The following is an 11,721-nucleotide window of genomic DNA, read 5'->3' as shown; positions in this document are numbered from 1 at the left end:
CGAGTGGCACTTCGCGGAAGACCCGGGGCCCGGCTCCTACAGAAAGCCACCCGGAATGCATCTCGACCCCCTGGCGATCCTCACCGCTTTCGGGCTGATCTTCCTCGCGGAGCTCCCCGACAAGACGATGTTCGCGTCGCTGGCCATGGGCACGCGCATGCGCCCGCTCTACGTCTGGTTCGGTACCTCGTCCGCGTTCGTCGTGCATGTCGCCATCGCGGTCGGCGCGGGCGGTCTGCTCGGGCTGCTGCCCGACTGGATCGTCAAGCTCGTCTCGGCGTCCCTCTTCGCGTTCGGCGCGTTCATGCTGCTGCGGGCCGACGCGGGCGACGAGGACGACGAGGGCGGCCCGAAGACGGTGACCGGCTTCTGGCCCGTCTACTCGACCGCCTTCATGGCGGTGTTCATCAGCGAGTGGGGCGACCTCACGCAGATCACGACGGCCAACCTGGCTGCGAGCAACGGCGCCTGGTCCACCGCGATCGGGTCCGCCGCCGCCCTGATGTCCGTATCGGCACTGGCGCTGCTCGCGGGCCGGTTCATCGCCAAGCGGGTACCGCTCAAGACGGTCCAGCGGATCGGCGGCATCTGCATGCTGGGACTGGCGATCTGGACGGTCATCGAGATCTTCACCGGCTGACCCGTCCGCCTGTCAGGGCAGGGAATGGGCTCCGCGCGTGCGCGGAGCCCATTCGCCGTACCGCCCCCTAGAAGAGCGCCGAGGTGCTGTCCTGGGTCCCGTTCTCGAAGGCCAGCAGCCGCTGCTTGCGGTCCAGTCCGCCGCCGTATCCGGTGAGGCTTCCCGACGCCCCGATCACCCGGTGGCAGGGCACGATGATGCCGACGGGATTCTTGCCGTTGGCCAGTCCCACCGCACGCGAGGCACCGGGCTTGCCGAGGGTCTCGGCCAGTTCACCGTACGAGCGTGTCTCGCCGTACGGAATCCGCTGGAGCTGCGCCCAGACGCTGCGCTGGAACGGGGTGCCGTCGAGATGCAGCGGCAGGTCGAACTCCCGTAGCTCGCCTTCGAAGTAGGCGTCCAGCTGCCGGATCGTCTCACCGAAGGGGCCGGGATCGGGCTTGCCGAAGGTCTCCTCGGGCGGCCGGTGCCGCTGATCGGTCATGTAGAGGCCCGCCAGGACTCCGTCGGTGGCGACGAGGGTCAGCGTGCCGTAGGGGCTCCCGATCAGGGTGTGCTGCCGGGGCGCGGTGGCGGTGCGTGGTGCGGTCACGATGAACTTCCTTGTGCGGGCAGGTGGTTGATGGGGTGGTCGTCGATGGTCCAGAGGTACTGGACCGCGTACGCCCGCCAGGGACGCCAGGCCGCCGCGCGGGCGGTGAGCGCGGCGGGTGTCGAGGGCAGTCCGAGCTCCTGCGCGGACCGCCGGATACCGAGGTCGGTCGGCAGGAAGGCGTCCGGATCCCCGAGTGCCCGCATGGCGATGACTTCCACGGTCCAGGGCCCGAAGCCCGGCAGCGCGGCCAGTTCGCCTCGCGCCTGCTCCCAGTCGGTGTCGGTGCCCAGCCGCAGTGAGCCGTCCGCCAGGGCCTCGACGAGCGTGGTGAGCGTCCGGCGTCGGCTGCGCGGCAGGGCCAGCTGTTCGGGGTCGAGTCCGGCCAGTGCCGCGGGGGACGGGAAGAGGTGGGTGAGACCGCCCTCGGAGTCGTCGACGGGTGTGCCGTGGGCGGTGACCAGCCGGGCGGCGTGGGTTCGGGCCGCGGCCGTCGACACCTGCTGGCCGAGCACCGCCCGGACGGCGAACTCCGCACCGTCCACGGTTCTCGGCACCCTCCGCCCCGGTGCCTTGTCAACCAGCGGGGCGAGCAGCGGGTCGGAGCGCAGCTGTTCGTCGACGGCGACCGGATCGGCGTCGAGGTCCAGCAGCCAACGGCAGCGGCTGATGGCGAGGGTGAGGTCGCGCGGGTCGGTGAGGGAGAGCCGGCAGGCGATGTGGTCGGGGTGCGGGGTGAGGGCCACGATGCCGTGCCCGTACGGCAGATCGAGCGTGCGGCGGTAGGCGTCGTCGCGCCACTCCTCCACCCCCGGGACGGCCGTCGCCGCGAGGTGCCCGAAGAGGTTGCTGGGGTTGAGCGGGGCGCGGTACGGGAGCCGCAGCGCTATCACGCCGGGTGTGGCCGGCGGTTTCGCCGACCGGGCGGCACGGCTGCGCAGCTCCCCCGGGGCGAGGGCGAAGACCTCACGGACGGTGTCGTTGAAGGTGCGGATCGAGGAGAACCCGGCCGCGAACGCCACCTCGGCCATGGGCAGTCCCGTGGTCTCGATGAGCACCCGCGCCGTCTGTGCCCGCTGTGCCCTGGCCAGGGCCAGTGGCCCCGCCCCCAGTTCCGCGAGCAGTTGCCTCTCGATCTGCCGGGCCGAGTAGCCGAGCCGGGTGGCGAGACCCGGCACTCCTTCCCGGTCGACGACGCCGTCCCGGATGAGCCGCATGGCGCGGGCGACGGAGTCAGCGCGGGCGTTCCACTCGGGCGACCCCGGGCTGGTGTCGGGCCGGCACCGCTTGCAGGCCCGGAACCCGGCCTGCTGGCAGGCGGCGGAGCTCGGGTAGAAGGTCATGTTCTCGACCTTGGGCGGCACGACGGGGCAGCTCGGCCGGCAGTAGATCCCGGTGGTCAGGACCGCTGTGAAGAACCAGCCGTCGAAGCGGGCGTCCTTGGACCGGACGGCCCGCACGCAGCGATCGGTGTCGGTGTGCATGCTTCAAGCATGGGGCACCCGGCAGTGCCGGGCTGGCGAGAATCCGACATCAGCCTCGTGCTGCCTGCGCCGCCGCACCTCCCTGCCCGCCGGCTCCCCTCTCGCCCCGTTCCTGGCTTCGAAAGACAATGGGGACGGGACGAGGAGAGGCGGAGTTCTCCCGGCGGGCGTCGGGCCGCCCGCATCCGGATCAGAACCGCCGCGCCGGCCGGTGTGCCGTCGCCGCAGTGAGCAACGAGAAGGAGACCCGAAGATGACGGACGCACAGGCGGAGCCGATCTGCTCCCATCTGGACCAGGTGCGGCAGGTCGCCCCGGACAGTGCCGACTCCTGCACGGAATGTGTCGCACTGGGTGACACCTGGGCGCATCTGCGTGAGTGCCAGACCTGCGGCCATGTCGGATGCTGCGACTCCTCCCGCAACAAGCACGCCACCGCGCACCGCTCCGCAAGCGGGCACCCGCTCGTCCGCTCCTACGAGCCGGGTGAGACCTGGTGGTGGTGTTACGAGGACCAGGTGTCCTTCGAGGTCGAGGGGGCCGGACCGGCCCGGGCCGGCTGAGGGCGGGCTTCAGTACACGTCGCGGACGTACCGCTTGTCGGCGGCGAGCTGCTTCACGTACAGGGCCGCCGCCTCGTGATCGAGTCCGCCGTGGGTGACGGCGATCTCGCGCAGCGCCTGGTCGACGTCCTTGGCCATGCGCGCGGCATCGCCGCAGACGTGGAAGTGGGCGCCGTCCCGGAGCCAGGTCCAGAGCTTGGCCCCGTGCTCGCGCATCCGGTCCTGCACATAGACCTTGGCGCGCTGGTCGCGCGAGAAGGCGGTGTCCAGACGGGTGAGGGTGCCGTCGGCGAGGAAGGCCGTCAGCTCGTCCTCGTAGTAGAAGTCCGTGGCGCGGTGCTGCTCGCCGAAGAAGAGCCAGTTGGGGCCGCGGTGGCGGCGAGCGCGGCGCTCCTGAAGGAAGCCGATGAACGGGGCGACCCCGGTGCCCGGGCCGACCATCACCAGCGGGGTGTCGGGGCCCGCCGGGGGCCGGAAGTGCGGGGCGCTCCGGACGGTCACGGACACCGGGGCGTCGGGGGCCGCATCCGCGAGGAAGGGTGAGCACACCCCGTTGCGGGGGCGGCCGTGCGGGTTCTCGTAGCGGACCACGGAGACGGTCAGGGACACCGACTCCGGATCGGTGAGCGGGCTGGACGATATCGAGTACAGCCGGGGCTGGAGCCGTTTGAGGATGCCGGCCCACTCCTGCGGCGTGGCACGGACGGGGTACTCGGCGAGGACGTCGACGGCTTGGCGTCCCCAGGACCAACGGGCCAGTTCGCCCTTGTTGTCGGGGCGCAGCATCTTCTTCAGGGCCCGGTCGCCGGTGCGCTCGGTGATGAACCCCAGCAGGGCGCGGCTGAGTCCGGTGATGTCCAGGTGGTTGTGCAGTGCGTCGGCCAGCCGGATCCCGCCGAGGCCGGCGACCTCGATGGCGGCTTCGGCGTCGAGTCCGGTGACGGTCAGCCATTCGGCCACCGGACCGGCGCTGTTGACGGGGTGCACGGCGAGGGCGTCGCCGGCCTCGTAGCCGAGGGGGCCGTCGGGGCTCCGGGTGTCGAAGGTGAACCGGCGGACCTCTTTGCCCGCGCCCGGCAGGCTGAGCAGCCGGTTCCCGGCCAGCCGGGCCGTGACGGGCGCCGGCCCGGCCCTGCGCACCTTCGGGGCCGCCGGGGCGGTGACGGCAGCCGGCGCGGGCGGCGGCGCGGCGGTCGTCGGGGCGGCGGTCGTCGGGGCGGCGGTCTCCGACTGTGCGGTGAGACCGGCGAGCACCTGGTCCAGCCAGCTCAGGGCGGAGGGCTCGTAGTCCGGTTCGCAGTCGGCGCGCGGCGCAAGCCGTACGGCCCCGAGCTCGTCCAGCCGCTGGTCGAGGCGTCGGCCGTGCCCGCAGAAGTCGTCGTACGACGAGTCGCCGAAGGCCAGGACGGCGTAACGCCTGCCGTCCAGCGGCGGGATGTCCGCGGCTGTCAGTGCCTCCCAGAACCCGGACCCGTTGTCCGGCGCGTCACCGTCGCCGAAGGTGCTGGTGATCAGCAGGAGGTCGGCTGCCGGCGGGAGGGTGCGCGGGTCGGCCTCGTCCATGCCGACGAGCCTGGCCCGGTGGCCGGTCGCGGTCAGCCGGTCCGCGGTGGCCATGGCGAACTCCTCGGCGTTTCCGGTCTGCGAGGCCCAGAGCACGACCACTTCGCGGCCGGCCGCGGAGGCGACCGCGGCGGGTTCCTCCTCGGGCTGCCGGGCGCGCGAGTACATCCCGGCGAGGGCGCCGTTCACCCATCGCGCGGGCTCCTCGCCGAACGGTGCACCGGGCGGCAGCACCGGGACTCCCGGCATGCCCGTCGGGAGACCGGCGAGGAACCCGGCCAGGTACTGGCGTTCCTGCTCGGCGAGCACGGGCGGCGGTGTGCTCTCCAGCCCGAAGACGGCCGCGGCGCCGGTCCGGCCGGTGTCCGGTACAAATGGCACCGGCTCCACGGCGGGGACGGCGCCGGGTGCCGGGGAGACACTCGCGGCGGGGGCGACCTTCGCGAGCGTCACCGCGCACATCTTGAACTCGGGCTGGAAGGAGACCGGGTCCACGGCGTCGCTGGTCACCGCGTTGACGCTGAGGTACTCGCCGAACAGGTCGTTCCAGTGGAAGGGCGCGAAGCAGCAGCCCGGCCGGACCCGGTCCGTCACCACCGCGGGCAGCACGGCCCGGCCGCGCCGGGAGGCGACCTCGACCGAGTCGCCCGCGGCGATCCCGAGCCGCTCCGCGTCCTCGGGGTGCAGTTCGACGAACGGGGCCGGGTCGAGCTTGTTGAGCCTGGCGACCTTCCCGGTCTTGGTGAGGGTGTGCCACTGGTGCTGCAGACGGCCGGTGTTGAGGACGAACGGGTAGTCGTCGTCCGGCATCTCCGCGGCCGGGACATGCGGACGGGCGAAGAAGACGGCGCGTCCGCTCGCCGTCGGGAAGACCGGAGTGCCGTCCTGGCCGAGGTAGCGGATCGGGTTGCGGGCGGGCCCGTCGGCCGTCGCGGCGGGCCACTGCACGGGCGTGCCGCGCAGCCGCTCGTACGTCACACCGCTCAGGTCGTAGCCGGTGACCGGATTCGCTGCGCGTTTGATCTCCTCGAAGATCTCCTCCGCGCCGGCGTAGGTGAAGCCGTCGGCGTAGCCCATCGCGCAGGCAATCCGCGCGATGATCCGCCAGTCCGGGAGCGCCTCGCCGGGCGGGTCCACGGCCGGCCGGGCGAGCGTGAGGTTGCGTTCGCTGTTGATCAGGACGCCCTCGCTCTCGCTCCACAGTGCGCCGGGCAGCACGACATCGGCGTAGGCGTTGGTCTCCGTGTCGGCGAACACGTCCTGGGTGATGACGAGTTCGGCCGTCTCCAGGGCCTCGATGACGGTCCGCCGGTTGGCGACCGAGGCGACGGGGTTGGTGCAGATGATCCAGCAGGCCCTGATCTCGCCCGCCGCCATCCGCTCGAACATGTCGACGGTTCCCTTGCCGTGTGCGTCCTTGCGCACGGTGCCCGGCTCCAGGCCCCAGAGGTCCTCGACGAAGGCACGGTCCTCGTCCACGAGCGCCGAACGCTGGCCCGGCAGGCCGGGGCCCATGTAGCCCATCTCACGGCCGCCCATGGCGTTGGGCTGCCCGGTGAGCGAGAACGGCCCGCTGCCGGGGCGGCAGATCGCACCGGTGGCCAGATGCAGATTGATCAGTGCGTTGGTGTTCCAGGTGCCGTGCGTGGACTGGTTCAGCCCCATGGTCCAGCAGCTCATCCACTCCCCCGCCTCGCCGATCCACTGCGCCGCCCGGCGGATGTCCTCCTCCGGGATGCCGGTGATCTCCGCGACGGCGGCGGGCCGGTAGTCCGCCAGGAACTCCGGCATCGCCTCCCAGCCCTCGGTGCGCTCGGCGATGAACCCGGTGTCCGTCTGCCCGTTCTCGTGGAGGAGGTGCAGCAGGCCGTTGAGGAGGGCCAGATCGGTCCCTGGGTTGATCTGGAGGAAGAGTCCCGCGTTGTCGGCGGTGGCGTTGCGGCGCGGATCGACGACGATCAGCCTGGCGCCCGCCTTCACCCGTTCCATCATGCGCAGGAAGAGGATCGGGTGGCAGTCGGCCATGTTGGAGCCGATGACGAGGAAGACGTCCGCCTTCTCGAAGTCCTGGTACGAGCCGGGCGGGCCGTCCGCGCCCAGGGAGAGCTTGTAGCCGCTGCCCGCACTCGCCATGCAGAGCCGTGAGTTGGACTCGATCCGGTTGGTCCGCACGAAGCCCTTGGCCAGTTTGTTGGCCAGGTACTGGGCCTCCAGGCTCATCTGTCCGGACACGTAGAAAGCGACGGCGTCCGGCCCGTGCTCGTCGATGACCGCTCGCAGCCGGCGGGCCGTGTCGGTGATCGCCTCGTCCACCGCCACCGGCACGGGCTCGGCGCCGCGCTCGGGACGCATGAGCGCGGTGGTCAGCCGGCCGGGAGCGGCGAGCATGTCGGCCGTCGTCGCGCCCTTGGTGCACAGCCGGCCGAAGTTGGCCGGATGTGCTTTGTCACCCGATGCCTTGAGGACCCTGCGGCGGCCGTCAGGGCCGGAGCCGATGTCGAGCAGCATGCCGCAGCCCACCCCGCAGTACGAGCAGACCGTCCGTACCTGAGCGACGGCGGCCGACGAGCTCTGTGGGGGCACCGGGGGACCTTCCCGTGGATCGGATCGTGGTCCCGACGGTACGAATGGCCCATTACGCGGGTGTGACCCCGGCGGATCATGGGCGGTAACGCTCGCCGCACACCTGCCGGACCCGCACTGTGAGATGAAAGAGAATGGGCAGGTGCCAGGATTCGGCGGCGCAATCGTCCGCAGGAGCCAGGCGTTCATGGCTGAATGGTTTGCTTCTGTGGCCCGAGTGGGCCGTGACCGAGGACGGGGCGATGAGTGTCGTCGTGCAGCTTGTGCCCGGTGCGGGCCCCTACGCCGCCGCCACCGCGCTGTCCGGGGCGGGGCTGCGCCGGAGCACTGCCGGGTGTGGAAGGGCGGTCCGGTCCCGGACGGCCTCTCCGGGGCCGCGGCGCTGGTGGTGACGGGCGGGCCGATGTCCGCCCTGGACGACGGCGACTTCCCCATCCGGGGGCACCGAACTGGCCCTGCTGTGGGCCGCCCTGGCAGCCGACCTCCCGGTGCTGGACATCCGCCTCGGCTCCCGGCTGCTCGCCGTGGCGGGCGGGGACGTGGCCCGGCGCGGAGGCGAGCCGCAAAGCTGCGCCCGGTTTCCGGGAGGAGGTGCCGGAGAGCCTGGCGGCGCCGGCTCCGCACCGGGACCACGTGCTCGGCCCGTTCGCCGCGCCGGTCGCGGGCCGCGCGGTCCTGACACCGGTGAACTCCGGCTCCTGCTGGAGGCGTTACCGCAGGGGTCGAGCCGGATCACCTGCGGGCCGGGCCCGTCTCCCGCAGCCTGCGCCATACGGCCTTCGCCGCGTGGTGTCCGGACATGCCGTGCACACCGGGTCCGGGCGGGGTCGCGGACGAGCAGATGAAGACCGCCGGATGCGCCGTCGCGTACGGGACGCGGGCGAGCTTGGGCCGGATCACCGTCTGCAGCCCCGCGAAGGCGCCGCAGGCGATGTCCCCGTCCACGTAGTTGGCGTTGCGCGCGGCGAGCTGGGGCGGGCCCGACACCGCGCGGGCCAGCACCAGATCGCGGAACCCGGGGGCGAACCGCTCCAGTTGGCGTTCGATGACATCGGTGGCGTCACCCTCCCAGCCCGCCGGGACGTGTCCGTAGACCCAGAACACCTGTTTGCCCTCGGGTGCTCGGGACGGGTCGGTGAGGCTGGGCTGGGCGGTGATCAGGAACGGCACACTCGGGTCGCGTCCCGTCACCGCGGCGCGCAGGGCGGAGTCGATCTCGCCGGCTGTGGGACCGATGTGCACCGTGCCGGCCCGGCGGGCCTCCTCGGCGGTCCAGGGGACGGGACCCGACAGGGCGTAGTCGATCTTGAAGCAGGAGGCGCCGTAGCGGTAGCCCCGGTAGGCGTTGCCCAGTCCGGCGATCCGGGCCAGCGCGGTCGGCGAGGTGTCGAAGATGTAGGCCCGGGCCGGCGGCAGTTCGTCCAGGCGCTTGACCTCCGTACCGGTGCGGATGACTCCGCCCTGTTCCCGCAGGAACGAGGCGAGGGCATCGGAGATGGCCTGGGAGCCGCCGCGCGGCACCGGCCAGCCCTTCTCGTGCGCGGCCAGCGCGAAGAGCAGGGCGATTCCACCGGTCGCGAGGCCGCTGGTGGGGACTATGGCATGGGCGGCCAGCCCGGCGAAGAGACCGCGCGCCTTCTCGCCGCCGAAACGGCGGGACAGGAGCGTGGCGGGCTGGATGGCATCGAGACCGAAGCGCACCCAGCGGTACGGGTCACGCGGCAGGCCGTCCCACGGGGTGCGCAGGAAGTCCTCGGCGAGACTGTCCCAGTGGCCGAGGAACGGCGCGACGAGCCTGCGGTAGGCCCCCGCGTCCCGCGATCCGAGCGACATGGCGCTCTCCCCCACCGAGGAGGCCAGCACGGCGGCGGAACCGTCCGGGAACGGGTGGGCGAGGGCCAGCCGGGGCTGCAGCCACTCCAGGCCGTGCCGGGCGAGCGGCATCGCGTCGAAGGCGGGCGAGCCGATGCCCAGCGGGTGGACCGCCGAGCAGGGGTCGTGATGGAAGCCGGGGAGGGTGAGCTCCTCGGTACGGGCTCCGCCGCCGACGGTCCGCCCGGCTTCGAAGACCTCCACGGCGAAGCCGCGGCGGGCCAGTTCGGCTGCGGCGGTCAGCCCGTTGGGGCCCGCCCCCACGACGACTGCATCGAGCATCGACGGCACCTTCGGACTCCTTTGTCAGCCGACGGTATGGGTCCCCAGGATATTCACAGGCGCCACCGGCGCGGGCGCGGGTAGGGTTCCCGCTCGATGACTACTCCGAACCCCGCACAGCCGCCGCATCCGGACCCCCTTCCCGCCTCCGCCGGGGCGCCCGGGAAATCCGGTGTGGAGCACCGGATCTGCGCCATGGCCGAGCAGCTCACCGCCGTGTCCGGGATCCGGGCCGTCGTCCTCGGCGGCAGCCGGGCCCGGGGCACCCACCGTCCCGACTCGGACTGGGATCTGGGCCTCTACTACCGCGGTGCCCCGGACCTGGCGGCACTGACCGCCCTGGCCGGCGAGGTCCAGGGCTCGCCGGCCGAGGTGGCCGGGCCGGGCGGCTGGGGCCCGTGGGTCGACGGCGGAGCCTGGCTGCGGGTGGACGGCACGCCGGTGGACTGGATCCTGCGCGATCTGGACCGGGTCGAGGCGGTCTGGTCCGAGTGCCGCCGAGGTCGCTACGAAGTGGGGGTCCAGCCCGGCCACCCGCTCGGCTTCTGGTCGCCCGCCTATCCGGGAGAGGTCGCGCTCGGGCGCGTACTCGCCGACCCCCACGGGGAGTTGGCGGCTCTTCGGTCGGAGGTGGGCGACTATCCGGAGCCGCTGCGCGAGGCCCTCGCCGACGCGGCCTGGGAGGCGGAGTTCTCGGTGGCGGCGGCCAGCAAGTCGGCGCCTTCGGGCGACCGGCTCCATGTCTCGCTCTGCCTGTCCCGGGCGTTCGGCATCCTCACCCAGTCGCTGCACGCCCATCACCGCACCTGGTGCCTCAACGAGAAGGGCGCGCTGGCGGCGACCGCCGCCCTGCCGGACACGCCTGCCGGTTTCGCCGACCGGGCCGGTGAGGCGCTGCGAGGGCTGGACGCCGCCGCGGTGGAGACGGCCGCGGCCCTGGTGGACGAGGTGAGGGCGGTACTCACCCGTACGTCCGCCTAGGGTTGCGCCATGATCGCCGAACTGCAGTGCGTGGTGCTCGACTGTCCCGACCCGGAGACTCTCGCCGGCTTCTACCACGCGCTGCTCGGCGGCCGGGTGAACCAGGCGGACCGCCGGTGGGCGCTCGACGACGACTGGGCGACGCTGCACACCCCCGGTGGGCAGGTGCTCGCCTTCCAGCGGGTGGCGGACCACCGGCCGCCACGGTGGCCCGATCCGGAGCGCCCCCAGCAGTTCCATCTGGACTTCGGCGTCCCCGATCTGGACGCGGCCCAGTCCGAGGTGCGGGCGGCCGGTGCGGCCGTACTCGACGACGGCGCCGGATCCGACCGTCCGTGGCGTATCTACGCGGACCCGGCTGGGCACCCTTTCTGCCTGGTCAAGCACGGCCCGAGCACGAGCTGAGGGTTCTTGGTCCCGCTGAACGGGGCGCCCGTCAGACCCCAGGGCGCAGGGCCGCGAGGACGGTCCCGGCCGTGGCGCGGTCCCGGGCGGCCGTGAAGGGCAGGTCGTTGCCCCCGGTGATACGGAACGGCGAACCGGACAACGTGGCCTGGGCGCCGCCCGCCTCGGTGACCAGCAGGAGCCCCGCCGCGTGATCCCAGGCGAACTCCCAGTTGAAGGCGAGCGCGTCCAGGTCACCACGGGCGACAGCGAGGTATTCGAGTCCGGCTGAACCGCAGGGGCGGGCGTCGATGCCTTCGGTGCGCAGACCGAGCAGGGCCCGCTTCTGCTCGTCGGTGGTGTAGTCGGGGTGCGACATCGCCACGCGCAGGACAGCCCCGGAGTCGGGCGAGCCGGACCGCAGGGGCGCGCCGTCGAGTGTCGCCCCCCGGCCACGGACGGCCACGGCCATCTGGTCGAGAGCGGCGGCGTACGTCCAGGAGGCCAGGATCTCGCCGTGGTGCGCGAGGGCGACCAGGGTGCAGAAGCCGGGTTCGCCGCGGACGAACTGCCGGGTGCCGTCGACCGGGTCGACGATCCAGACAGGTGCCTCGCCGCCGAGCGCCGCGTACACCTCCGGGTCGGCGTGGACGGCCTCTTCGCCGACGACCACCGAGCCCGGCAGGAGCCGGCTCAGGGAGGCGGTGAGGTGTTCCTCGGCCAGCCGGTCCGCGGTGGTCACCAGGTCGTGCGGGCCGTTCTTCTCGATGATCTCGTG

General features: G+C 72.5%; 9 protein-coding genes. 4 read left to right on the top strand and 5 right to left on the bottom strand.

Annotated features, from left to right (window positions below; genetic code table 11):
* Positions 1-55: 55 nt before the first annotated feature.
* On the top strand, positions 56-640 hold the full coding sequence (locus tag ACFVW8_RS35615; protein WP_389697536.1) for a TMEM165/GDT1 family protein: 585 nt from the start codon (positions 56-58) through the stop codon (positions 638-640).
* Positions 641-707: 67 nt separating this feature from the next.
* Here ACFVW8_RS35615 and ACFVW8_RS35610 read toward each other — a convergent pair whose 3' ends face one another.
* A complete protein-coding gene (locus ACFVW8_RS35610) occupies positions 708-1,235 on the bottom strand; it encodes a methylated-DNA--[protein]-cysteine S-methyltransferase (protein WP_389697534.1) in 528 nt (175 codons plus the stop codon).
* Positions 1,229-2,716, bottom strand: a complete 1,488-nt coding sequence (locus ACFVW8_RS35605; protein WP_389697528.1) for an AlkA N-terminal domain-containing protein — start codon at positions 2,714-2,716, stop codon at positions 1,229-1,231. The genes ACFVW8_RS35610 and ACFVW8_RS35605 overlap by 7 nt, the downstream gene beginning before the upstream one ends.
* 253 nt (positions 2,717-2,969) lie before the next feature.
* Between ACFVW8_RS35605 and ACFVW8_RS35600 the strand changes: the two genes are divergently transcribed.
* On the top strand, positions 2,970-3,278 hold the full coding sequence (locus tag ACFVW8_RS35600; protein ID WP_389697526.1) for a UBP-type zinc finger domain-containing protein: 309 nt from the start codon (positions 2,970-2,972) through the stop codon (positions 3,276-3,278).
* Positions 3,279-3,287: 9 nt separating this feature from the next.
* Here ACFVW8_RS35600 and ACFVW8_RS35595 read toward each other — a convergent pair whose 3' ends face one another.
* Both ACFVW8_RS35595 and ACFVW8_RS35590 read right to left on the bottom strand, forming a co-directional pair.
* Positions 3,288-7,349, bottom strand: coding sequence for a molybdopterin-dependent oxidoreductase (locus ACFVW8_RS35595; RefSeq protein WP_389697532.1), 4,062 nt, complete (start codon positions 7,347-7,349; stop codon positions 3,288-3,290).
* An 807-nt stretch (positions 7,350-8,156) separates the two neighbouring features.
* On the bottom strand, positions 8,157-9,587 hold the full coding sequence (locus ACFVW8_RS35590; protein ID WP_389697524.1) for a phytoene desaturase family protein: 1,431 nt from the start codon (positions 9,585-9,587) through the stop codon (positions 8,157-8,159).
* A 186-nt stretch (positions 9,588-9,773) separates the two neighbouring features.
* On the opposite strand from ACFVW8_RS35590, the gene ACFVW8_RS35585 reads away from it, so the two are divergent.
* Both ACFVW8_RS35585 and ACFVW8_RS35580 read left to right on the top strand, forming a co-directional pair.
* Positions 9,774-10,559, top strand: coding sequence for a nucleotidyltransferase domain-containing protein (locus tag ACFVW8_RS35585; RefSeq protein ID WP_389697530.1), 786 nt, complete (start codon positions 9,774-9,776; stop codon positions 10,557-10,559).
* 9 nt (positions 10,560-10,568) lie between these two features.
* The gene (locus ACFVW8_RS35580) at positions 10,569-10,964 is read left to right on the top strand and encodes a VOC family protein (RefSeq protein WP_389697522.1); all 396 of its coding nucleotides are present in this window, start codon (positions 10,569-10,571) and stop codon (positions 10,962-10,964) included.
* 31 nt (positions 10,965-10,995) lie between these two features.
* Here the strand turns inward: ACFVW8_RS35580 and ACFVW8_RS35575 are convergent.
* Positions 10,996-11,721 (bottom strand): inositol monophosphatase family protein (locus ACFVW8_RS35575; RefSeq protein ID WP_389697520.1); only part of this gene is annotated, 726 nt, incomplete at its 5' end.

Source organism: Streptomyces sp. NPDC058221, from assembly GCF_042882365.1.
GTDB lineage: Bacteria > Actinomycetota > Actinomycetes > Streptomycetales > Streptomycetaceae > Streptomyces.
This window is presented reverse-complemented; position numbering and strand designations above follow the sequence as displayed.

Excerpts from the sequence above, each read along its gene's own strand:
- ACFVW8_RS35605 (WP_389697528.1), bottom strand. The coding sequence starts at position 2,716 with ATGCACACCGACACCGATCGCTGCGTGCGGGCCGTCCGGTCCAAGGAC.
- ACFVW8_RS35585 (WP_389697530.1), top strand. The coding sequence starts at position 9,774 with ATGGCCGAGCAGCTCACCGCCGTGTCCGGGATCCGGGCCGTCGTCCTC.
- ACFVW8_RS35615 (WP_389697536.1), top strand. The coding sequence starts at position 56 with ATGCATCTCGACCCCCTGGCGATCCTCACCGCTTTCGGGCTGATCTTC.
- ACFVW8_RS35600 (WP_389697526.1), top strand. The coding sequence starts at position 2,970 with ATGACGGACGCACAGGCGGAGCCGATCTGCTCCCATCTGGACCAGGTG.
- ACFVW8_RS35580 (WP_389697522.1), top strand. The coding sequence starts at position 10,569 with ATGATCGCCGAACTGCAGTGCGTGGTGCTCGACTGTCCCGACCCGGAG.
- ACFVW8_RS35595 (WP_389697532.1), bottom strand. The coding sequence starts at position 7,349 with ATGCTGCTCGACATCGGCTCCGGCCCTGACGGCCGCCGCAGGGTCCTC.